This window comes from Vibrio sp. 99K-1 (assembly GCF_013114585.1).
GTDB lineage: Bacteria > Pseudomonadota > Gammaproteobacteria > Enterobacterales > Vibrionaceae > Vibrio > Vibrio chagasii_B.
On sequence record NZ_VTXF01000018.1, the window covers coordinates 134,921 to 159,539 of the forward strand.

Genomic DNA, 24,619 nt, shown 5'->3' on the forward strand with positions numbered 1-24,619 from the left:
AGGATGTTCACTTCTTTATTTTACTAACAATTATGAAGGTGAGAAGTGAACCGCAATGAGAGGAAAAAAGTCGTGCTTGAAGCCTACCGTAAACACGTCGAAGAACGTGCTGCCGAAGGAGTTGTTCCTAAACCACTAGATGCTGAGCAGGTAGCTGGCCTAGTTGAACTTCTGAAGAATCCACCTCAAGGTGAAGAAGAAACCATTCTTGACCTACTAGAAAACCGCATTCCACCAGGCGTAGATGAAGCTGCCTATGTAAAAGCGGGCTTCCTAACGGCTATCACTAAAGGTGAAGTAGCATCTCCACTAGTAAGCAAAGCAAAAGCTGCAGAATTGCTTGGTACTATGCAAGGTGGTTACAACATCGAATCTCTAGTATCTCTACTTGATGATGCTGAGCTTGCTCCAATCGCTGTGAAAGCACTGTCTCATACTCTACTGATGTTTGATGCGTTCTACGACGTAGAAGAGAAAGCAAAAGCTGGCAATGAATCAGCGCAACAAGTTATTCAATCTTGGGCTGATGCAGAATGGTTCACAGCGAAAGATAAAGTCGCTGAAAAGATCACTGTAAAAGTATTCAAAGTCACTGGTGAAACGAACACCGATGACCTATCTCCAGCACCTGATGCATGGTCTCGCCCAGATATTCCAGTACACGCAAAAGCGATGCTGAAGATGGAACGTGATGGCATCAACCCAGATCAACCAGGTACGGTTGGCCCAATCGCTCAAATCGAAGAACTGCAAAAAGACGGCATTCAGCTTGCTTACGTAGGTGATGTTGTTGGTACAGGTTCTTCTCGTAAGTCTGCGACAAACTCAGTACTTTGGTTCATGGGTGAAGATATCCCGTTCGTACCAAACAAGCGCACTGGCGGTGTTTGTCTTGGTGGTAAAATTGCTCCAATCTTCTACAACACGATGGAAGATTCAGGCGCACTTCCGATTGAATTAGACGTTCAAAACATGAACATGGGCGATGTTATCGATATTTTCCCATATGAAGGTGTTGTACGTAAAAACGGTGAAGAGATCTCTAGCTTCGAACTAAGCAAAGTATTGCTGGATGAAGTTCGTGCTGGTGGTCGTATCCCACTTATCATCGGTCGTGGTTTAACAGGTCGTGCTCGTGCTTCTCTTGGTCTAGAAGAAACAGACTTATTCGCTAAGCCTGTTGATCCATCTGCATCTGATAAAGGCTACACACTAGCTCAGAAGATGGTTGGTAAAGCATGTGGTGTTGAAGGCGTTCGCGCGGGTCAATACTGTGAGCCTAAGATGACGACAGTAGGTTCTCAAGATACTACTGGCCCTATGACGCGTGATGAGCTTAAAGACCTTGCTTGTCTTGGCTTCTCTGCTGACCTAGTGATGCAGTCTTTCTGTCATACATCGGCATACCCGAAACCAGTTGATGTTAACACGCACCATACGCTACCTGATTTCATCATGAACCGTGCCGGTGTTTCACTACGTCCTGGTGATGGTGTTATCCACTCATGGCTAAACCGTATGCTTCTTCCTGATACTGTAGGTACAGGTGGTGACTCGCATACTCGTTTCCCTCTAGGGATCTCATTCCCTGCGGGTTCTGGTCTAGTTGCATTCGCGGCAGCAACAGGTGTTATGCCTCTTGATATGCCTGAATCTATCTTGGTTCGCTTTAAAGGTGAAATGCAGCCAGGTATCACGCTACGTGACCTAGTACATGCAATCCCTCTATACGGCATCAAGCAAGGTCTACTAACCGTAGAGAAAGCAGGTAAGATCAACGAATTTTCTGGTCGAGTGCTAGAAATCGAAGGTGTTGAGCACCTATCTGTTGAGCAAGCGTTCGAACTTTCTGACGCTTCAGCTGAACGTTCAGCTGCAGGTTGTACAGTTAAGCTGTCTCAAGAGTCTATCGAAGAGTACCTGAACTCAAACATCGTTATGCTTAAGTGGATGATCGCTGAAGGCTACGGTGACGTTCGTACTATCGAGCGTCGTATTACGGCAATGGAAGAGTGGCTAGCGAACCCTGAGTTGCTGTCTGCCGATTCAGATGCTGAATACGCACACGTTATCGAAATCGACCTTGCTGACATCGATCAGCCAATCCTATGTGCACCAAACGATCCAGATGATGCTCGTCTTCTTTCTGACGTTCAAGGCACAGAGATCCAAGAAGTGTTCATCGGTTCTTGTATGACCAACATCGGTCACTTCCGTGCTGCAGGTAAGATGCTTGAAGAGTTCAACGGCTCGCTAAGCACTCGTCTATGGGTGGCTCCGCCAACTAAGATGGACAAAGACCAGCTAACAGAAGAAGGCTACTACGGTATCTTCGGTCGTGCAGGGGTTCGTATCGAAACTCCGGGTTGTTCACTATGTATGGGTAACCAAGCGCGTGTTGCAGACAAGTCGACAGTAATGTCTACGTCTACTCGTAACTTCCCGAACCGTTTGGGTACAGGTGCTAACGTTTACCTAGCATCTGCTGAACTTTCTGCGGTTGGTGCGATTCTTGGTCGTATTCCAACGAAAGAAGAGTACCTAGAGTACGCGGATAAGATCAATGCAACGGCTGCAGATACATACCGTTACCTGAACTTCCATAAAATGGGTCAGTACACGGAGAAAGCGGACACGGTTATTTTCCAAGAACCAGCTTAATCGCTGACTGGCTAAATAATTGATTAAACGCCTTCTATTCGTAGAAGGCGTTTTTTTATGTCTGAATGTTGGGGGATGAGTAGCTCGATCTATTTATTACTTCGCTATATACTCTCGCCTCATTTTTAACCCTGTCTGCAGTTACTGCGTGGAGCCACTATGGAATTCGAATTTACAAGAAACACTCTGATGGGTGAGTACTACGTGAAATGCAGCATGGGACATGAAATCGTTGGCCGCTGGTTACAAGAAGAGATCGGTAAAGATAAGCAGAAATTAGATCATGTGATGGCGCTTATCGAGCAATCACGACAGGGTCTGAGCAATGAAGTGACGCTGCTCGGCAAAGAGATTAGCCTAGCGATCAATGAAGATGAAGTAACGATTCAAGAAAACGTGTTAGGTCATGAGCAAGAAATGGAAGAGGGCAGTGAGTTCGACTTTTACAACTGTGAGAGCCAAGCAAGCTGTGGAATTGACGACTTCGAGTTGCTAATCGAGCGCTGGGTTGAGTTTCTAGGGTACTAGCCGTTGTTATAACAGTGCTTAGGACTCCGTTGCCCAAAACTGGAGCAATAATAGAGCCACGCATTAAGATAGTGAAAAGGTCGCACCAAATTGGTGCGACCTTTTTTTTTATTAGCGCTTAATCATCACCATCTTATTAAAAATCAACAAGTTAAATTCTTGGCACACAACTTGGATTGTAATAAGAGAATTAACGGAATTAGTGAAGAATTTAAGGAACGAATATGAAACTAATAAATGCCATTGTTAAGCCATTCAAATTAGATGACGTACGTGAAGCGCTGTCTGATGTGGGTATTGAAGGTATGACGGTCTCTGAAGTTAAGGGCTTTGGTCGTCAGAAAGGACACACTGAATTATACCGTGGTGCGGAATACCAAGTCGACTTCCTGCCAAAGGTGAAGCTAGAGATTGCTACTCAAGCTGAAAACGTTGACCGAGTTGTTGAAGCGATCAGCCAAGCGGCACACACAGGCAAAATCGGTGACGGTAAGATTTTTGTGTATGACCTAAGCCAAGCTGTACGAATCCGTACTGGTGAAATGGATGCAGAAGCACTTTAAAGAATTACAAGGACTGGAGACTTTAATATGGAACTTACAACAACAGTAACGGAACTACGTTACGCACTAGACACTTTTTTCTTCCTCATTTCAGGTGCGTTGGTAATGTGGATGGCAGCAGGCTTCGCAATGTTAGAAGCTGGCCTAGTTCGTTCAAAGAACACCACAGAGATTTTAACTAAGAATATCTGCTTGTACGCGATTGCATGTACTGCATTCTTAGTCGTTGGTTACAACATTATGTATGTCGATAACGGCGAAGGCGGTTGGTTACCATCATTCGGTACTCTGATTGGTACTCAAGGTGAAGGCGCAGACCACTCTTTAGAATCAGACTTCTTCTTCCAGGTAGTATTCGTTGCAACCGCAATGTCTGTAGTATCTGGTGCAGTAGCTGAGCGTATGAAGCTTTGGTCATTCCTAATCTTCTCTGTAGTGCTAACAGCATTTATCTACCCAATGGAAGGTTACTGGACTTGGGGCGGTGGTTTCCTATCAGAAGCAGGCTTCAGTGATTTCGCAGGTTCAGGTATCGTACACATGGCGGGTGCAGCAGCAGCGCTAGCAGGCGTTCTACTACTTGGTGCTCGTAAAGGTAAATATGGTAAAAACGGTGAAATCTACCCAATTCCAGGTTCGAACATGCCACTTGCTACATTAGGTACATTCATCCTTTGGTTTGGTTGGTTCGGCTTCAACGGCGGCTCTCAACTGATGGTTTCAGATTTTGAGAACGCAACAGCAGTGGGTCAAATCTTCCTTAACACCAACGCAGCAGCAGCAGCGGGTGCAATCGCAGCACTACTAGTATGTAAGACAACCTGGGGTAAAGCGGACCTAACCATGATTCTTAACGGTGCGTTGGCTGGCCTAGTAGCAATCACTGCAGACCCTCTATCACCATCACCTCTATTTGCAGTAGCAATTGGTTCGGTATCTGGCGCATTGGTTGTATTCAGCATCATCGCTCTAGATAAAGCTAAGATTGATGATCCAGTAGGTGCAATCTCAGTGCACGGTGTGTGTGGTTTCTTCGGTCTAATGGCTGTGCCACTAAGCAATGCAGACGCTACATTCGGTGCACAACTATTCGGTGCAGCAGTAATCTTTGCTTGGGTATTCGGTGCGAGCCTGGCGGTATGGGCTGTACTTAAAGCAACAATCGGTATCCGTGTAAGTGAAGACGAAGAGCTAGAAGGTATGGACATGCACGATTGTGGTGTTGGTGCTTATCCAGAGTTTGTATCAGTAAAATAATCAATAGTATTTGTCTAACCTGAACGGGTTAGGCAGGACAAAGAAAACCCCATAGCTATTGGTTGTGGGGTTTTGTTATTAATGGTCGAGTAGTTTTGATTGATTTAGATAAACCGAGCTAGCCGGCAACTCTTCGCAAGAATAAGCGGTCACTTTGAAATAGATTGTTACAAAAGTGCGAGGCTGATGGCGCAGAGCGAACAATTTTTTTGTCGGATATCATTGTAATTGTGTTATTGATGAATATAATAACGCAACTGATATAGATTATCATTTCGATATAAGGGATTTTACCATGAAAAAACTGCTAACTCTTTCAGCTCTTGCGTGCAGCACTATCGCACCAGCAGCAATGGCTGCAGAAGAAGTAAACGTATACTCTTACCGCCAACCTTTCCTTGTTGAGCCAATGTTCGATGAGTTCACAAAGGAGACGGGTATTGAGGTAAATGTTAAGTTTGCTAAGAAAGGTTTGGCAGAAAAGCTAGCTCAAGAGGGTGAATACAGCCCTGCAGACGTGGTATTAACAGTTGATATCAGCCGTCTATCTGAGCTAACTGAAAAAGGCTTAGTTCAAGCGGTAAACAGCGACGTTCTAGAAAAGAACATCCCGGCTCAATACCAAGATACAGACAACGAGTGGTTTGCTCTAACAACACGTACTCGTAGTGTTTACTCTTCACGTGACCGCGTTGGCCGTCTAGGTGAAGACTTCACTTACGCTGATCTAGCGAAGCCTGAATTCAAAGGTAAAATCTGTACTCGTAGCGGTAAGCACCCATACAACGTTTCTCTAGTATCTTCTATGATAGCTCACAAAGGTGAAGCGGAAACTAAAGAGTGGTTAGAAGGCGTAAAAGCAAACCTAGCTCGTAAGCCTCAAGGTAACGACCGTGCACAAGTTAAAGCTATCAAAGAAGGTCTATGTGACGTTTCTCTTGGTAACAGCTACTACCTAGGTAAGATGGTTAACGATAAAGAGCAAAAAGCTTGGGCTGACGCTGTTTACATTAACTTCCCTAACCAAGAGACGACAGGCACTCACGTAAACATCTCTGGTATGGCAATGGCTAAGTACTCTCCAAACAAAGAGAACGCAGTTAAGCTAATGGAATTCCTATCTGGTAACACAGCACAAGGTATGTACGCAGAAGTAAACTACGAATACCCAGTTAAAGCTGATGTTAAACCTTCTGAGCTAGTAGCTTCTTGGGGAGAATTCAAAGCAGATACTATCTCTCTAGACCAAATTGCAGATCACCACGAAGCTGCAATCAAGCTTCTAGACGAAGTTAAATTCGACCTGTAATTATTAATATAGGCTTCGGCCAATATTAGATTTAACAACCTCAAGTTGCCGTTTTGGGTACTTGAGGTTGTTTTGTTTTTAGTTAAGTCACTTTTTGAAACAAAGCTCTCGTTTGATCTTGAGAGTTATTAGCACAGCTCCTTGAAGTCATTACCGTATATGGGTATAAATAACCCCCACCACTAAAAGGGCATGAGATGTATTTGCAACTGCATTTGTGTTTCATTAAGCCTCGTTGTAATTAGGCGATGAAAGAAAAGAATTATTTATGGAACACCAGTAGTGGTTTGATAGCTTTACTACTGGTTTTTCCGATCTTAGCGATATTCACCACCGCTGTAGGTGAAACAAATGAGCTGTTTTCTCATTTGATGTCCACAGTGATGCCGACTTACGCTTATAACACTGTCGTTTTAGTGATAGGAACCATGTTCTTGTCGCTGCTATTTGGTATCCCCTCAGCTTGGATCATGGCGATGTGTCGCTTGCCGGGTGAGAAAGTGTTGCAGTGGGCATTAGTTTTGCCACTCGCAATGCCAGCTTATATTGTTGGATACATCTTTACCGATTGGTTTGACTTCGCCGGGCCTGTGCAGATTCTGCTTCGCGACCTAACTGGCTGGGGGCCTGGGGAGTATTGGTTCCCGGACATTAGAACCTTGTCTGGCGCAATTATTGTTCTGTCACTTGTTCTATACCCTTATGTATACCTGTTGTGCCGTGCTGCATTCATGGAGCAGAACGTCTCTCTACTCCAATCCGCTAGATTATTGAAATGCTCACCTTGGGAAAGCTTCCGCCGCATCTCTTTGCCGCTTGTGCGCCCATCAATGGCTGTCGGTTTATCACTTGTTGCCATGGAAACCATCGGTGACTTCGGCACGGTCAGCTACTTTGCGGTGAACACCTTAACAACGGCGGTTTATGATACCTGGTTAGGCTACTCAAGCTTGACCGCGGCAGCGAAAATATCGGCAATCATGTTGGTTATCGTGATTCTATTGTTAAGCTCGGAGCGATACAGTCGCCGTAAACAGAAGCTATTTCAAAATCAATTCAGTAGTAGTGAAGATTTTCGTTATGACCTGTCTGGTTGGAAAAAATGGCTAGCAATGTTTTGGTGTTGGGGGCTAGTCTGCGTCGCATTTTTGTTCCCGCTTGGTCAGTTAATTATTTATGCTTATAAATACTTCGGTCAAAGCTGGACTCCAGAATTTAGAGAATACGCGGTTAACAGCTTATATGTTTCTATTGTGGCTGCGATCATCGGTGTGATCATTGCTCTCATTGTGAACTTTAATCAGCGAGTAAGCCCAGGCAAGAGAAGTCAGGCATACATGCGTCTTGCTTCTATGGGTTATGCCGTACCTGGCACCGTGTTGGCAATTGGTGTGATGGTGCCGGTTTTGTTCATGGACCACTTAATTAATGATATTGCGAAAGTGATGGAGTGGGGACGTCCGGGGCTGATCTTCTCTGGCTCTATGTTCGCGCTTATTTTTGCGATGGTAGTGCGTTTTTCTGCGGTTGCTATCGGCAGTGTGGAAAGTAGCCTAAGTAAAGTGTCGCCGTCTTTGGATATGGCTTCAAAGACCATGGGTTGTAACACCAACCAGATGTTACGCCGAGTGCATTTGCCTCTGATTAAGCGTGGTGCTTTGATTGCAGGACTATTGGTGTTTATCGAATCGATGAAAGAGTTGAATGCAGCGCTATTGCTGCGTCCGTTTAACTTTGAAACCCTAGCTACCTATGTTTATAACTATGCCTCAGACGAGCATCTAGAGCTGGCTGCGATGCCTGCTGTGTTACTTGTACTGGTGGGTCTAATCCCATTGATCATCGTCAACCGTTCTTTGGAGCAAAAAAACTAATGAGCTGTGCATTATCTATTAAAGATCTGACTTGTAAGTATGAGTCTCAAACGGTTCTCGAGTCACTTTCTCTTGAAGTTGAACATGGCGAGATCGTATGTCTACTTGGCGCTAGTGGCTGTGGTAAAACAACTTTATTAAAAGCAATTGCTGGATTACTTCCGTTGAGCCATGGGGTAATGAATCTCAACTGTCAGACTATTGATGATGGTAAGAATTGGCTACCACCAGAGCAACGTAACATCGGCATGATCTTCCAAGATTATGCGCTGTTTCCGCACCTTACCGTAAATCAGAACGTGGCATTTGGACTGCGTGATATGTCTGAGCAAGACAAGAAAGCAAAAGTGAAAGAGATGCTAGAACTGGTTCACCTTGATCAATATGGTGAGCGCTATCCTCATCAGTTGTCTGGTGGACAACAGCAACGTGTCGCTATTGCTCGCTCTTTGGCTTACAAGCCTGATTTATTGCTACTTGATGAACCGTTCTCGAACATTGATACCCAAGTTCGTCATGAGTTGATTTCTCAGATCCGCAAGATCTTTAAGAAGCAGGGCGTAACCGCTATTTTTGTTACTCACAGTCGTGAAGAAGCGTTTGCCTTTGCGGATAAAATGGCCGTAATGAACCATGGTGTGATTGAACAATATGGCTCAGCATCTGAGTTGTATTTCCACCCTTCAAGCAAGTTTGTGGCTGATTTCTTAGGTGGTGGTAGTTACTTAAATGCTCAGCGTATCTCAGATAATGAATTCGAAACCAGCTTGGGCTTAGTGGAAGCAAAAGCGCAAACGGAGATTGATGTTGGCTCTGAGTGTGCGCTGTTACTAAGACCTCAGCACATTGTCGCGAGCCATGATACAGACAGTAACTTGTCGGTATTGGAGCAGCAATTCATGGGTGACCATTGTCGCTATGTGATTGAAGCCAATGGGCAAAAGCTACTGGCGACTTCGTCGGAAGCGTTAGAAGTTGGTATGCCAGTGACCGTGAAAGTAGACACTAAAGGCGTACTGGCTTTTTAGGTGTTTTAGTGGCTCAGCTATAAAAAAGCCCAGTACTTTCACCAAAGTACTGGGCAAGAGTTCTTCACTTATAGGCTTTAACAAGGCAGTGATTTGTTAAGTCCCATACAAAACTGCTGCACTCTATAAGCCTATAGAGAGAGGAAGTCTTTCACTTTTTGAAGAACACGTTCTGCAGTGTCTTTATCTTCCATTTCTGCGAAGATTCGTAGTAACGGCTCTGTTCCTGAGAAGCGAGCAATTACCCAGCCGCCATTCTTGAAGTACACCTTGGCACCATCTTCATAGCTGACTTTTTCAATTTCGTATTCAAATTCAGGTAGTTGCTTCTCGACGTAGATCTTAGTGTAGAGCGCTTCTTTCTCTGAAGGTTTAAACTTACAATCGCCTTCCGCGGTGTAGGCATAGCCATATTTAGAGTAAATCTCATCAAGTAATTCAGACAGCTTCTTGCCTGTCACACTGATCATCTCAACCAGTAAGCTTGAAGCAAATACGCCATCCTTACCTTTGATGTGACCACGAATGGTTAAACCACCTGAACTTTCGCCGCCAATCAGAGAGTCATCAGCCTCCATTTGCGAGCTGATATGCTTAAAGCCTACAGGAACCTCAAAGCTTTTCTCACCATGATCTGCCGCCACTTTATCCAGTAGATGTGTGGTTGCGATGTTACGAACAACAGAGCCCTTCCAGCCTTTGTATTCCAGCAAGTAGTAGTAAAGCAGGAGTAGTACTTCGTTTGGGTGAATGAAGCTACCTTTCTCATCGATAATACCTAAGCGGTCAGCATCGCCATCGGTACCAATACCGATGTCATACCCTTCAGCTGCAACTAAGTGCTTCAAGCGATAGAGCGTAGCTGCGCTTGGTGATGGCATTAATCCACCAAAATCTGGGTTTTTACCATCGTTGATCACGTCGACATCACAACGGCCATTGATAAGAACCGTTTGTAGGGCGTTCTTCGCTACACCAAACATTGGGTCAATCAGTACGCGCAGATTCGCTTTCTTGATTGACTCGATATCGATGAAGTTAATGATCGAATCAACAAAGTCGTTCATTGGGTTGATGATCTCGATCTCTTTGTCATTCAACGCTTGTTCGAAGTCGACGCGGATAACGTCTTCGTTGGTTAGAGTTGCGATTTGCTGTTCTATCTTCTCTGTGATGATCTCATCAGCATCGCGACCACCTTCAATAAACACCTTGATTCCGTTGTAATCCGCTGGGTTGTGAGAAGCGGTAATACATGCCGAGTAGGTGCAGCCCATCTCTTTCGCTTGGAACATGACGATAGGGGTTGGAACAAACTTATCGATGAAGCTGACTTTGATGTTGTTAGCGGCTAAAACTTCAGCAAACCAACATGCAGCTTTATCGGAAAGGAAGCGACGGTCGTAACCGATCACAAATCCATTTTTGGCTGCATCTTCATTGTTGATGATGTTTGCCAGCGCTTGTGCCACAAGGCGAACGTTCTCTCTGGTGAACTCTTCACCAATGAAAGCGCGCCAGCCACCTGTACCAAATTTAATCATTAGAAAATCCTTTTAGTCTCTTTGCCTCAAACCCAATAGGCTTGAGGCAAGAGTGGTTGGTTAAGTTGCGTGACTAGCCTAGAACAACGACAACATCGTTCACGCTGCCTTCTGCTTGAACTGGGATTGCGCCTTCTACTGACTCACCGTTGATAGTGATAGAGGCAACCCCTTTGCTTACTGCATTCGGGTTCTGTACTGTGATGTTGTATGTCGCACCACGCCATTGACGAGTCACTTCAAACTCTGGCCAATCTGTTGGGATACAAGGATCTACGGTTAAGCCTTCAAAGCCAGTACGGACACCAAGAATGAAGTTGGTTACCGCAAAGTATGCCCAACCAGAAGTACCGGTTAACCAAGGGTGGTTAGCGCGGCCATGGTCTTGGTGGTCTTTACCCATGATGAATTGCACGTACGAGTATGGTTCTGCGTAACGTGTTTCAATCATGTCGTTTTGGTTGTATGGGTTAAGTGCATCGTAGAATTTCATCGCACGGTCACCACGGCCAAGTTTCGCTTCTGCTACCCAAGCCCATGGGTTCGGGTGAGAGAAGATAGCGCCATTCTCTTTTACGCCTTGGTAAACGCGAGTGACGAAGCCGATATCATCGTTTGGTGTCGCGAACGATGGAGAGTTTAGGTGCAAGCCGTATTCAGAGAATAGGTTCTCATCGACTGCATCCATCGCTTTCTCTCCGCGCTCCTGAGAAACCGCACCAGATAGAACTGCTAGCGTGTTTGACTCAAGATGTACACGACCTTCAGCTTGTTGAGCTGTACCGATCTTGTCGCCATTTTTGGTTAGACCACGAATGTACCAACCGCCTTCATCATCCCAAAGGTGTGTTTCACACGCTTCACGAACGTTCGCTGCCATTTCTGTGTATTTCGCAACATCAGCGTCGTTATTGCGGAACTTAGCTAAGTCTAAGAATTCTTGCAGAGCCCAGAAGTGTAGGAATGAAACCATTGAAGATTCACCGCCACCTAGGTTCAAACAGTCATTCCAGTCAGCACGTAGACCTTTACAGATACCTGTTTGACCAACGTATTCTGCAGAGAAGTTCAGTGCCGCTTTCATGTGTTCGTAGACTGTCGCTTCACCGCCGTCTGCGTAAGGAATCACTTCGTCAAAGAAGTCGTGCTCGCCAGTTTCCATTACGTATTTGATGATGGTCGGAACGATCCATAGGTGATCATCAGAACATGTGTCTTCAATGCCGTGGATCTTGTCGTCATCTGACGGTGTTGGAACAACCGTTGGTGATTTTGATGGCTCGACGTCTGCTTTCTCTGGATCGAACCAGTCTGGATCGAACAAGTGTAGACCGTAGCCCGCTTTCACTTGGCCGCGAAGCAGGTCGATAATACGCTTCTTGGTCATTTGTGGGTTGGCATGAGGTACTGAAATAGCATCTTGCGCCGTATCACGGTAACCCAGACCAGTACGACCACCAACTTCGATGAATGAAGCAAAGCGTGACCAAACCACACAGGTTTCGGCTTGGTATAGCGTCCAGGTGTTGATCATGGTGTCTAAGCCTTCGTTTGGCGACTTAACTTGGAATTTGTTGCAACGCTCGTCCCAGTGATCCTTGATACCTTGGAACGCTGCATCTACGTTTGCAGTGTCTTGGTACTTTTCACGTAGGCGTTCACCGTTGCCTTTACCGATACCTAGTACATAAGCAAAGCGAACTTCTTCACCTGGTTGAATGGTAAATTGCTTATGCAGAGAACCACAGTGGTTGTAACAGGTTTGAGCGCTGTTCGAACACTTACCGTTTTCAACCGCAATTGGGTTAGCTTCATCGCGGTACATGCCAAGGAAGTTGTCACGTTGACCGTCGTAGCTGTCTGGTGAGAAGGTTGACGCTAAGTAGTAGAAGCCTTCAAAGTCGTTAGTGTTGTAGTACAGATCGTATTCCAACACACCTTCTTGGTAAGACGTGCCCGCAGAGTACAGAGACATCTGGTGGTTTTGGTTGTCTGATTGGATGTGGCTGAACGAGAACTCTACAAATGAGAATGTGCTGATAGTACGTGGTTTATCAGTGTTGTTCTTTAGCACAACGTCCCAAACTTCTGCATCTTCACCTTTAGGTACGAATAGCGTTTTGGTTGCGGTAATGCCGCTGTATTCACATTTGAACTTTGAGTATGACAGGCCGTGGCGAACCTCGTAGTTCGCTTCATCTAGGCTTTTTGCCACTGGCTGCCACGAGATAGACCAGTAATCACCAGTCTCATCATCACGCAGGTAAACATAGTGTCCTGGACGGTCAAAGGTGCCGTTTGGACGGAATTTAGTAACACGGTTGTATTCCGGAGAGTTGTAGAACGAGTAACCGCCCGCATTGTGCGAAATTACAGTACAAAACTTTTCAGTACCTAGGTAGTTGGTCCAAGGTGCTGGTACATCAGGGCGAGTGATGACGTATTCGCGATTGTCGTTATCGAAATAGCCGTATTTCATTGTCATTTCCTTTTTAACAAACTGCATCTATGCAGCTAATTTTTAAATAGTGATGCTGAGTTTTGTTGGACTGAGCACCTTAATTTGAGTCAGCTATCGCTCGGTATGAGCATGCTGTGGTTTGGTTTTATTCAGCTTTCCAAGGGTTGCGGTAATCAACATTGAGTCTGTCGAGTAGCGGCAAGTGACCTTTTAAGCGAGACAGGTAATCAAGCCAGTTTCGGTTGTCTTTGTGTGTCCAACATCCTTCAGCTAAAGCGCTAATTCTTGGGAATACCATGTAATCCATACGCTTTTGGTTGGTGACGATCTCACACCATAGAGCACACTGAATTCCGCGGATCCGCTTACGAATTGGGTCGGTGTCGGATATCTCAGCAAGCGCTTCATAGGTATAAGCTTGTTCTAATGGGATAACGGCAGCCCAATCTACGCCCGGCTCTTCCGGTGCATAATCTTGGGTCATGTCGAGATAAGTAAATTGTGCGGGCTGCAGAACCACATCAAAGCCTTGGCGAGCACAGTTCACGGCGGCTTCTTCGCTGAGCCACGAGTAGATGATGGTCTCTTTGCTCACCTTGTCGCCGTGTTGTGCCTCTTCCCAGCCCACCATGCGTTTGCCTAGCTGCTTAAGTTTGTTCTCGGCATAGCGGAACAGGTGGCCTTGTAGATCTTTGCTGTCTTGGTATTGATGTTCTTTCATCAGTGCTTGAGCAGCAGGGCTGTTGGTCCACACTCCAGGTGGCACTTCGTCTGCGCCCATATGAATCAATTCACTCGGGAAGAGCTCAGCGACTTCTTCAATAACGATATCTAAGAACTGATAAGTCCCCGATAAACCTGGATTTAGTACATTGTCGTTGTAGTGCTGAATGCTCTTGTATTGAGTGGTGTCCGCTTGCTCTACCAACATATCAGGCAGTGATTTGATCGCGGCGCGGCAGTGTCCCGGGATATCGATCTCTGGGATCACAGTGATGCTACGTTGCTCTGCGTATTCAATAACTTCGCGAATCTGTTGCTGTGTGTAGAAGCCGCCGTAGTTTTCCGCAATATGGGTATATTGCGGTTCCAATGCATAGTCAGGGCCGCGCCAAGCACCGATTTCAGTGAGTTGAGGTAGTCGCTTAATCTCTATTCTCCAACCTTCATCATCGGTTAGGTGCCAATGAAAAACGTTGAATTTGTAGTGCGCCAGTTGGTTGATTAAACGCTTCACTTGCTCCACCGAGTGGAAGTGACGTGCACAGTCCAACATCATGCCGCGGTATTTGAAACGAGGTTGATCGGCGATTTTGCAACATGGCACAGAGAAGTGTTCAGCATCTTGTTGTTGAACCAATTGGATTAAGCTAGCGACGGCATGCGTAAAGCCTGATTGGCTGCCGGATTCTACGACCACTTGCTGAGCGGTGATCGTTAGCTTGTACTCGGCTTCATCTAAAGTCGGATTACTACGCAGTAGAATGTCACAGTTTTCTTCTGGTGAGAGTTCTGCTGAAACCGCTAGCTCAAACGTAGTCAGTAATTCTTGTTGTAGCCAAGTGCTAGCTTTCTCTGCAAGGTGTGACTGAACTTCAACTGTGCACGCTTTGTTCAGTGCGAAGCCGCCTTGTTTCAGCTCGAATTGATTCGGTTGGGGGATCAGTGCTACCGCTGCCGCATCTACTTCTGGGATTTGGCTGCGTTCACGATATGGTGAAGCCAGCACTATTGGTGATATCGCAACTGGCAGTACCGAGGTTTCGCCTTGGTTATGTGTTTGGATAAAGGCGTCATTGAGACCATCAGAATAGAAACGGAATGGAGCGCTTTGAATACTGAATTCAAGGTAGTAATGGTTGTTCGCCTTTAATACGGTGGTACTTGGCTGGTAAGAACAAAAGCTTCCTACTTGAGTTAATTCACCTTGCGACAGACTCTCTGGAAGGATGAATCGGTCAAATGCAAAATGGAGTGACCAATCAGTTACGTCAAGATCACTTAAGTTATGTACCGTAAGGCCAAATCGGCAGTTGTGTTTTTGTTCAGAAAGAACAGCTAAGTCGATGCGATAATTCATATAACTTCCCTGCTAAGCCTGTTGATACAAGTTGTGTTGTGGTTTTCCGGCAAACATCAATGCCCCTTCGATAGCGTCAAATTGAGGTTCAACGATCCATTGTTGTACTGGTGGTGATAACCAGTTGAGAATGCGCTCTGCGATACTGCCCATCAGGCATACCTTGTCCGCACCTTTGCGATGCAGTGCTAGTACAAACATTTCGATATCAGCGGCGGTTTGCTTGAGCATCTCGATAGCGAGCTCATCGCCTTCGTTAGCCAGTTGAAAAATTGCTGGCGAGAATTGACCGTAGTCTTTTGGAATCGCGCCTTTTGACCATTCGACGATGGCATCAACATCATTGCCAAAGTGGTTCATCACGTGTTGAGTCAGTGCTGTCTTGTTGCGAATGCCATCTTCTGCCAGCAGAACTTGTTGAATCAAGCGAAGCCCCATCACCGCGCCGCCACCTTGGTCAGAAATTGGGAATTCACGACCACCAACGACATGCTGCTCACCATCTTGTAGGTAGATGCCGCATGAGCCAGTGCCACCAATCATGATGGCGCCGTTTTGGCTATTGTGAGCGCCAATACAAGCACCGTAAGCGTCAGTGTTGAGCGTCATACTGGCGAAAGGGTGTGGCTGAGCCATGAAGTTGAACCATGCTGACTTTTGCTCAGCACCAGCCAGTGCAAGGCCGACATGCATATTTGAAAAATGACTTGATTCGAGTTGCCCTTGTTGTGCTGCTTGAGTAATCGCATCAATAATTGAGCTCATCGCAACATCAACACCTAAAAGGATGTTAGCGCTGCCGCTTTTCGCTTCACCAATGAGTGTGCCTTGGTCATCGCGAATACGAGCACGACAAGACGTGCCGCCACCATCAATACCTACGTAGTAAAGCGTCATGATTATTGCTCCTTACGCTGTGCTAGGAAATTGAATTGCGCAGCGGTTGCCAATAGGAACCAAGCACCGTGAGGGATCCATTGTTCGCCCCAGCGCCAGTTTTGAAGCATGTCATCTTTTTGTGCTGGTGGATTGAACGCAATGTCTTGATCATCTTCAAAGCCAGCGGTGACACCGTTACAGATACCGCCTTTGGCATTGAAAAAACCAAGCTGAGGTAAGTAGTCAGGGTTGTTATGACCGTGACCATCAAGCATGCACATGTGGTAAGGGTTAAGGCCCAAGATCCAGTCGAGGCTGTTCTGTGAAAGCTGGATCAAACGTTTTTGCAAGCCGTGATCTTTAATATGTGGTTGAACGAGGTAAGCCATGGTTGCAATGGAACCAAGACGTGCGTTTTCACCTTGCCACCAGTAGCCGGTTTCGTTCTTCTGAGCTACGAAGAAAGCATCGCGCTTATCACCATCAACATTTTTTACGTACTGTCTTGGGTAGCCAAATGGGTTGGTGACTTTATCGGTGATGTTGATTTCGAACTGACATGCTTGTTCAACAACAATGCGAGCTTGTTCTTTGAGCTCTGCGTCAGTTTCATTATTGATGTATTCGCACAGGGCTATCACTGGCAACCCTGCTTCCGCGGCGTGGAAGTATGGGCGAGAGCCATCAGCATTAGCTGACCAGAAGTGCTCAAATGAATCATCTGACTGTTGGCGAGAGATTAAACGAGTCGCCCAAGTTCTTGCTTCTGAAAGGTATTGTTCGTCTTGTGTTACTCGGTAAAGCTCATTGGCCGCGAGTAGGGCGCAATACTCATCGATGATGTTCTCTTCACCATCGTTTAGGTACTGTAAGTTGTACTCTTTAAGATGCCAGTAACCTTTAGTCGCGGTATCAAGATAGGTTTGGCTCGAGTAGCTACCCGATATGTCTAGTTCAGACGCTGCGGCAAGTGCTGCAATAGCCACACCAGCACCTTGTCGGTAGCCGGCTTGCAAATCTGTTGATTTATGGCCTTCTTGAGTGGAGTACGCGCAGATGTCGCGTTGGTTGATATCCTTGCTCCACTTATCGAATACTGTCATGTAGAAGTATCCAGCCGCGTCTTGCATACGTACTAAGAAATCGGCACCGAATAGCGCTTCTTCTGTTAGGCGAGTCATGGAGAATTTAGGGAAGTCTGGATTGTCACTGGTTAAGCGCACGCTTTTGAGCATGTTCCAAACAACCATAGGAATCTGTTGTGGATTGAGGTAGTTGCCGTAAGACAAGTGGCTAAAGTACTTGCTTACATCACCTGATGCGTCGTACCAACCACCATGAACATCAACGTATCGGTCGGTGCCAAGAATTTGGGCTTGACGATCTTTCTTATCAAAAATGCCGCCACAACGTTGTGATTTAAAGTAGTGAAGCACATCAGAAAAAGTGTGGCTCATTAGTAGGTTGTTACCAATCTCGAACACTTCAGAGCGAAGGTTGTCAAAGCGCAGGTAGTAACGTCCGCTCTCAGTGAATGCGCTGAAATCGATCGTGAAGAATTGCCCTTGATGCCAGTTTGCTACGCGACCCTGTTTTACAACGTCGAAGTTACCCACGGTAATGTGGTTGTCGGCACACACGAGCAATGCAGTGGTACTGGATAAACGCGCTTTCTTTGTCTGCAGAATAGCTTGCTTAGGAGCCGAAGATTCGTAGCCAATATGGTTGGTCAATAACAGCATCAATATTCTCCAAAGGTCCTAGTTTCTTGTGGCTAGGTACCTGAATTGTTTTGGATATAAGTAGTTAGGGTCCGCAGACCCTAACTCAGTCTTAATGTTTAGCTTTCGTGTAGGTAGCAACGAACGAAGTGGTTCTCTGCTAATTGAGTCACGCCAGGAAGTTGCTCTTTACACTTGTCCATTGCGTGAGTACAACGGCCAGCGAATGGACAGCCTACAGATGCTGGCGTCCATAGCGGGATTTCACCTTTGTTGCCGGCCAGTTGGTCATGGATTGATTTCTTTGGATCTGGAACCGCTGAAACCAATAGTTGGGTGTAAGGGTGCTGAGGGTTAGCGATGACGTCATCGGTATCACCCCACTCAACCATGTGACCCACATACATTACTGACAGGTCTTCAGCGATGTAACGCGCAGTGGCGATATCGTGGGTGATGTAAAGCAGAGACATTTGTTTCTCAAACTTCATCTCTTCCATCAAGTTCAGAACACCGGCACGAATCGAAACGTCGAGCATTGATGTTGGCTCATCGGCAAGAACGACTTCTGCACCTACCGCGATGTTACGTGCAAGGTTGACACGCTGACGTTGGCCACCAGACAGCTGGTGTGGATACTTTTTCGCTGTCTCTTTTGGTGGGATTAGGCCTACTTGCTCTAAAAGATCGTATACACGCTCTTCTAGCTCTCTCTTGTTGCCAGAAGTCACCTTCTTGTGGATCAACAGTGGTCGAGCAATATGGTGGAAGATGTTATGGGTTGGATTCAGAGAACCAAACGGGTCTTGCCATACCATTTGCACACCTTCACGGTAATGCATCAGATCTTTACGGCTTGAGATATCTTGAATATCACGGCCTTTGTACTCAATGGTACCGCCTGAAGGCGCGTACATTTTTGCGATCATTTTTGCTGTGGTTGATTTGCCTGAACCAGACTCACCAACGACGGCTAGGCCGCGGCTTTTGTACATTTTGAATGACACGTCGTTAATCGCACGCATCATTGGGGTTTGAATGGTGGTACTGCTTATTGGGAAGTCTTTTACGACGTTCTTACCTTCTACCAATAATTGACCGAAATCTTTGCTCATAATTGTCTCCAGAATCCTTATTCGCTTCGCTTGCTTTTTGGCGGACGAAGCCGCCTTATTCGTTATTCACGCTGAATCAGCGTGCAAGCTATAGCTTCCTTTGTACTATTGGGTCACCGTACAGGTGGCAGTTCGACAAGTGTCCCGGCTCGATAGAGCGCAGCTTGGTTGGCACTTTGGTACAGGTTTCATGTACACGGTCACAACGAGCTTGGAAGCGACATCCTTCAGGAATCTCTAGTAAGTTCAGAGGGTTGCCTGGAATACCGGTTAGTTTTGTCTTTGGCCCTGTTAGTGGAGGGAAAGAACTACCCAGCCCTTTGGTGTAAGGGTGGTAAGGGTTTTCTAGAATATCTTGTGAGTTAGCGACCTCGATAAGCTCACCCGAGTACATGATGCCGATGCGGTCAGAGAACTCGACCATCAACGATAAGTCATGGGTGATAAACAGAATCGAGAAACCAAACTCTTCTTTTAGTGCATAGATCTTTTGTAGGATTTCGCGTTGTACAACCACATCGAGTGCTGTTGTTGGCTCATCCATGATGATCAGCTTTGGATTCAGTGCTAACGCGATAGCAATCACTAGACGTTGACGCATACCACCAGAGAATTGGTGAGGGTAATCACTCAAACGGCTCGGGTGAATGTCTACGATTTCCAGTAAGCCTTCAGCGCGCTTTTTAGCTTGCTCACGAGTCATGTTCGTGTGACGCATGATTACGTCACAGAACTGCTCTTCCATTGGTAATACTGGGTTGAGTGCGTTCATCGCACTCTGGAATACCATCGACATCTCACTCCAACGGAACGCTTGCATACGGTCATCACTGTATTCAAGAATGTTTTCACCATTGAAGATAACCTCACCACCACTGATGTAAGCTGGCGGCTTATGAAGACGCATTAGTGAGAAAGCAACGGTTGATTTACCACAACCCGATTCACCGGCTAGACCAAATACTTCACCAGGCGCGATATCGAAGCTAACGTTGTTACACGCACGCACATCGCCTGATTCAGTGATGTAATCCACGCATAAGTTGCGGATAGAAATTAGTGGTTCAGACATGATTATTTATCTCCGCTCCAAAGTGCATTTTGTGGTGGTAGTTCTGGTTCGCGTTCTTGTTTGTCTTGAGCTGCAAGCTTCTTCCAACGCTTCATACCTTTGTGAGAACGTAGTTGCGGGTTAGCAATCTCATCGACAGCGAAGTTAAGCAGAGCAAGGCCTGTTACTAGCATTGTCAGTGCGATACAAGGAGCCAACAGTTCCCACCAAGCGCCAATCAGCATTGATGAAGAGGTTTGAACGTTGTAAAGCATGATGCCCCAGCTGATTGTGTTCGGGTCGCCAAGACCTAGGAACGAGATCGTTGCTTCCATCATGATTGCGTACATTACTGAGCCGATGAAGCTTGCACCTACGATAGAGATAAGGTTTGGCAGAATCTCAACGAAGATGATGCGAATTGGAGATTCACCAAGTACTTCTGCTGCTTTAACAAACTCTTTTTCACGTAGTGCTAGAGTTTGGGAACGAACAACACGGGCGCCCCAAGCCCAGGACATAAAGCCGATAACCAAGGTTATAGTGAGTGGCCCTGCCTCACCGATAAAGGCTGCTACCACGAACAGTAATGGGTATTGAGGGATAACCAGCATGATGTTCATTGCAGCGGTTAGTACGTCATCCACACGACCACCGAAGTAACCTGCAGAAACACCGATAACGGTTGCTAGTAGACATACTGTTAGACCAGCACCGAAGCCTACAGCGAGTGATACGCGTGCGCCGTATACCACTTGTGACCAAACATCACGGCCCATACGAGTCGTACCTAATACGTGGTCAGCCTTTTTAGACATGATCAACGTGCGGCGGTCGTCTGCAAGGTTTTGTGCCACCCAGCCGTTCGGACTAGTTTGCGCAGACTTAACAACAAAGCCTGGGTACTCGTGTGGGTTACCTGTGCGCTTGTCTGGTGCATGTTTGGTGATCAGTGGAGCAGCAAGAGCGCCAAGAACAAAGATGCTTAGGATGATGACGCCTGTTAGGGCCATCGGGTTACGCCAAATGAGTTTTAGAAAGTCTTTCATGATTATTTACCACCCTTACGAAGACGAGGGTCAAGAACTACGTACAGCATGTCTGCAACCAAGTTAAAGAACAGCATGAATAGCGTCATGATAAGTAGCTGACCTTGCAGTACTTGGTAATCACGAGCGTTAATTGCGTTGAAAAGTACGCTGCCAAGACCTGGGTAGTTGAAGATGATTTCGATAATTAGCTGACCACCGATTGCCATACCTAGCGACATAGAAAGTGCTGTCACACTTGGTAGCATTGCGTTACGCGCTGCGTAGTTGAATACCACTCGGTTTTCGCTCAGGCCTTTGCCTTTCGCCATAGTGATGTAGTCTTCAGCAAGCAGGTTGATCATGTTGTTACGCATGTTCACTAGGAAGCCACCAATTTGAACAACTGAAGCACAGAATAGTGGTAAGAAAGCGTGGTAAGCCACATCTTTGATGAATGCCCAGCTTGTCCAATCAGGCACAGTACCAGCGGTGTAAGCGTAACCCGTCGGGAACCACTTCAAGCCGATTGCAAAGGTAAATAGTGCAATCATCGCGATAACGACTTGAGGAACGGCTTGTAGAATCAGCATTCCTGGCGTTACAAAGGCATCGTATTTACTGCCACGTTTCCACGCCGCGAAAATCCCTAGGATTGAACCGATAGAGAAAGAAAGAATTACTGCGGTACCTGCTAAGAACAGCGACCAGCCGAATGCTCCACCCAACAATGAGTTTACAGAAAGAGGGTAGAATTGAATTGATGTACCAAGCTCCCAGCTAAGGATGTTCTTCATGTACGCTGCGTATTGAACTAGCAAGCCGCCATCAACGAAACCTAATAGCTCTTTCATTGCAGCAATACGTTCTGGAGTAACTTGTACCGAAGCGTTCGCAAACATCATGGTAACTGGGTCACCAGGCATTGCTCTTGGAATAATAAAGTTTAACGTCGCTGCAACTAATAGCGCGACAAAATAAAATGACAAACGTCTTAAAAAATAACCCATAACTCACACCTTACTCACCCAGATTGTTTCCCTGTTTCTGGATTCAGGTCGCTCCTAGCGAAATTTGGAACGAAAAATCCCCTGACGACGAGCGCCATACTTTCAATTGAGAGTGTGGGGATTTTTATAAGCGGCGTAAGAGATTACGCCGCAAGGATTGAACGATTACTTATTTAACTGGTTTTAGGTCCAGTACATGAAGTAGACGCTCTGGAATACCAGCCCAAATGTTTGGACGGCCTTTAGGATTTTCTTCGTTCCACCAACCAGTGAAGCGAGTTGTGTTGTATTGGTACATGTAAGCACCAGACATCACTGGGATTGTCACTTGGTCTGCAGCGATGATTTGCTGGATACCGTGTGCAATGTCTAGCTGTTCGTTCTTATCAGCTGTTTTGTAGAAGCTGTTTAGAAGACCATCTAGTTTGTCGTTTTTGTAGAAGTGCATAGCGAAACGAGGCATACCGTCACCAGATTGTAGTGATGAGTTGTAAGCACTGTTCCAGTACGTGTATGGATCCGCACCGTGGAAGTAGTTTGTGTATGCTACGTCGTATGTACCTTCAAGCATTGCTTGGTTGTATACAGAGAAGTCTGGCGTACGAGCTTTCGCTTTGATGCCTACTTCGTTTAGCTGCTCTACCGCTAGTTGAACTGTGTTGTTGAAGTCAGTCCAGCCGTTTGGCGATTGGATCATTAGTTCGAAAGACTTACCTGATGGAGTATCAACAAAACCATCGTTGTTTACATCTTTGAAGCCAGCGTCAGCAAGAAGCTTCTTCGCGCCTTCAGCGTTGTACGTGTTAAAGCCTTTGTACTTGTTGTGAGTCTTTTCATCAGACCAAGCTTCGAATGCGTAGCCAAGGCCAGATGCGAAGTCGTTCACTGTACCGCCACCGTAGAATGCGATGTCGATGATAGTTTGACGGTCAAGAGCCATAGAGAAGGCACGACGGAATTCAACGTTGCTCAATGCTTCATGCTTCGCAGCATCTGGGTGCTTGAAGTTAACAACGAATGCTTGCGTACCTGCTGGCGGGTACCAGTAGTGGTGTTTAGGGCTAGCTGCCGCGTACGTACGGTCGATATCTGGAACGAAAGAAGACGTCCAGTCCATTTCACTGTTTACAACTTTACCTAGGAATTGGTCGTTGTTAGCAATTTGTGGAACACGTAGACAGTCAACGTCTAGGTTGTCTGCATCCCAGTAGTTTGGGTTTGCACACTGGATGTATAGTTGCGCTGTAAACGTATCGATTTCTGTAAATGGACCAGAACCTACCGGGTTTTCATTGGTAAACGTTGATGGATCTTTAACGTCTTTCCAGATGTGCTTAGGTACTACAGGTACTTTAGCAATCTCGTAAGGTACGTTTGAGTTTGCTTCTGTTAGGTTGAACTTAACTTGGTTGTCGTTTAGTTTTTCTACAGAAGTTACCCAAGAGTTGATACCAGATTGGTCAAGCTCTGGCTTCTCTTTTACAAGGTTGAAAGAAAAAACAACGTCATCAGCAGAGAAAGTTTCCCCATCAGACCATTTAACACCCTTACGAATGTCGAAAACAACGCTCATCAGATCATCTGACATCTTGAAGTTTTCAGCTAGACGGAACACAGGAGTGTTACCGTGCATTTCGTTAAATACTACTAGCGGCTCGTATAGGAAGTCAGTTGTAGTATGAAGGTTAGTAGCACCAAGGTACGGGTTAAAGTTACGTACGAATGTTGTGTACTCTTTCGGGTGAATAGTCAGTTCGCTGCGTTCTGCAGCTGTTGCTACTGATGCAAAACCTGTCGTAGCAGTTGCAATAATTGCTGTTGCTAGTGCTGTTTTTTTTATATTGGCAAGCATAGCTGTTCCTTACTATTTGCTTTCATTTCACTAATGGATTGAATGTTATCTATCGCTAATTGGTTAGTAGATACACACTCTGGTTAAAGGCCTACCTCTTCTTCGTTGCTCCAGATTCATCGCTGTTTCTGAGAAGTGGTAAGAGTGGCCTGTAGGCCTTTGGCAGGAGTAAGAAAACACCTTATCGATGAATTAATCAAACTCGTTTCCCGTCAAAAACGTTAAAAACAGATAACCTCACGTTATTAACGTCAAAATAGGGTGCTCTGGTGGTTTTTTGTCCGCAATTGTTAAGGTGATGTGACTCGCAACTAGTTAGGTGTTGAATAATGCATGTGAGTGATTACTTACATCTTGTCTTTTTAAATATGGTGGTTGTTTCTAATTTAATCTAATTGTAGATCTTGGTCACTTACTAATTTCACGTTAAATTTTCCGAGAAAATTAAATCTGCCGTTCTGTTGTGACTCGCTTCTCAAACTGTAACAAATAGTCAGGTTACGGTTAGAATCGGTGGAGAATAGAGCGAAAATCGGCAGCTGATGCCGATACTCATTACGTCGAAATAGCGTGATATTTCTCTTGTTTAAGGCTGTAAAAGAAGTGGGAGTGAACGGCTCTAATTGTGCTTTTTACGACTCTTATATGTACAAAAAAG

Annotated in this window: 17 protein-coding genes; 7 read left to right on the plus strand and 10 right to left on the minus strand. The window is 45.8% G+C overall.

The genetic code is table 11. The annotated features are described in order from the left end of the window. The first annotated feature begins 72 nt into the window (after positions 1-72). The 7 genes from acnB (at position 73) to F0228_RS15695 (ending at position 9,220) form a co-directional block, all read left to right on the plus strand. Positions 73-2,661: a bifunctional aconitate hydratase 2/2-methylisocitrate dehydratase gene (gene acnB / locus F0228_RS15665; protein ID WP_171762431.1), complete on the plus strand. Its 2,589-nt coding sequence runs from the start codon at positions 73-75 to the stop codon at positions 2,659-2,661. A gap of 159 nt (positions 2,662-2,820) precedes the next feature. Continuing rightward, on the plus strand, positions 2,821-3,189 hold the full coding sequence (locus tag F0228_RS15670; protein WP_171762432.1) for a YacL family protein: 369 nt from the start codon (positions 2,821-2,823) through the stop codon (positions 3,187-3,189). Between the two features lie 224 nt (positions 3,190-3,413). Beyond that, positions 3,414-3,752, plus strand: a complete 339-nt coding sequence (glnK, locus tag F0228_RS15675; RefSeq protein WP_004738200.1) for a P-II family nitrogen regulator — start codon at positions 3,414-3,416, stop codon at positions 3,750-3,752. 27 nt (positions 3,753-3,779) lie between these two features. Next, positions 3,780-5,009, plus strand: a complete 1,230-nt coding sequence (locus tag F0228_RS15680; RefSeq protein WP_076655082.1) for an ammonium transporter — start codon at positions 3,780-3,782, stop codon at positions 5,007-5,009. Between the two features lie 295 nt (positions 5,010-5,304). Next, a complete protein-coding gene (locus tag F0228_RS15685) occupies positions 5,305-6,318 on the plus strand; it encodes a Fe(3+) ABC transporter substrate-binding protein (protein ID WP_102426158.1) in 1,014 nt (337 codons plus the stop codon). A gap of 248 nt (positions 6,319-6,566) precedes the next feature. Then, positions 6,567-8,192, plus strand: a complete 1,626-nt coding sequence (locus F0228_RS15690) for an iron ABC transporter permease (protein ID WP_061032489.1) — start codon at positions 6,567-6,569, stop codon at positions 8,190-8,192. Beyond that, positions 8,192-9,220, plus strand: coding sequence for an ABC transporter ATP-binding protein (locus F0228_RS15695; RefSeq protein ID WP_061032490.1), 1,029 nt, complete (start codon positions 8,192-8,194; stop codon positions 9,218-9,220). Before F0228_RS15690 ends, F0228_RS15695 begins: the two co-directional genes overlap by 1 nt. A 131-nt stretch (positions 9,221-9,351) precedes the next feature. On the opposite strand, the gene F0228_RS15700 is transcribed toward F0228_RS15695, so the two are convergent. The 10 genes from F0228_RS15700 to F0228_RS15745 all read right to left on the minus strand — a co-directional run bounded on the left by F0228_RS15700 (position 9,352) and on the right by F0228_RS15745 (position 23,961). Further along, the gene (locus tag F0228_RS15700) at positions 9,352-10,764 is read right to left on the minus strand and encodes a phosphoglucomutase/phosphomannomutase family protein (protein ID WP_171762433.1); all 1,413 of its coding nucleotides are present in this window, start codon (positions 10,762-10,764) and stop codon (positions 9,352-9,354) included. Between the two features lie 73 nt (positions 10,765-10,837). Next, on the minus strand, positions 10,838-13,243 hold the full coding sequence (locus tag F0228_RS15705; protein ID WP_017066806.1) for a N,N'-diacetylchitobiose phosphorylase: 2,406 nt from the start codon (positions 13,241-13,243) through the stop codon (positions 10,838-10,840). A gap of 127 nt (positions 13,244-13,370) precedes the next feature. Beyond that, positions 13,371-15,305 (minus strand): family 20 glycosylhydrolase, encoded by a 1,935-nt coding sequence (locus F0228_RS15710; RefSeq protein WP_171762434.1) that lies wholly within the window; start codon positions 15,303-15,305, stop codon positions 13,371-13,373. Between the two features lie 12 nt (positions 15,306-15,317). Further along, the gene (locus F0228_RS15715) at positions 15,318-16,202 is read right to left on the minus strand and encodes an N-acetylglucosamine kinase (protein WP_171731574.1); all 885 of its coding nucleotides are present in this window, start codon (positions 16,200-16,202) and stop codon (positions 15,318-15,320) included. A 2-nt stretch (positions 16,203-16,204) separates the two neighbouring features. Beyond that, positions 16,205-17,926, minus strand: a complete 1,722-nt coding sequence (locus F0228_RS15720; RefSeq protein WP_171762435.1) for a glycoside hydrolase family 9 protein — start codon at positions 17,924-17,926, stop codon at positions 16,205-16,207. Positions 17,927-18,024: 98 nt separating this feature from the next. Next, positions 18,025-19,020 (minus strand): ABC transporter ATP-binding protein, encoded by a 996-nt coding sequence (locus F0228_RS15725; RefSeq protein WP_008222184.1) that lies wholly within the window; start codon positions 19,018-19,020, stop codon positions 18,025-18,027. A gap of 88 nt (positions 19,021-19,108) precedes the next feature. Next, entirely contained in the window at positions 19,109-20,092 is a 984-nt protein-coding gene (locus tag F0228_RS15730; RefSeq protein ID WP_008222182.1) for an ABC transporter ATP-binding protein, read from the minus strand. A 2-nt stretch (positions 20,093-20,094) separates the two neighbouring features. Further along, positions 20,095-21,120 (minus strand): ABC transporter permease, encoded by a 1,026-nt coding sequence (locus F0228_RS15735; RefSeq protein ID WP_008222181.1) that lies wholly within the window; start codon positions 21,118-21,120, stop codon positions 20,095-20,097. Between the two features lie 2 nt (positions 21,121-21,122). Beyond that, a complete protein-coding gene (locus F0228_RS15740) occupies positions 21,123-22,109 on the minus strand; it encodes an ABC transporter permease (protein WP_004738220.1) in 987 nt (328 codons plus the stop codon). 169 nt (positions 22,110-22,278) lie between these two features. Beyond that, entirely contained in the window at positions 22,279-23,961 is a 1,683-nt protein-coding gene (locus F0228_RS15745) for an ABC transporter substrate-binding protein (RefSeq protein WP_008222178.1), read from the minus strand. Positions 23,962-24,619: the final 658 nt, after the last annotated feature.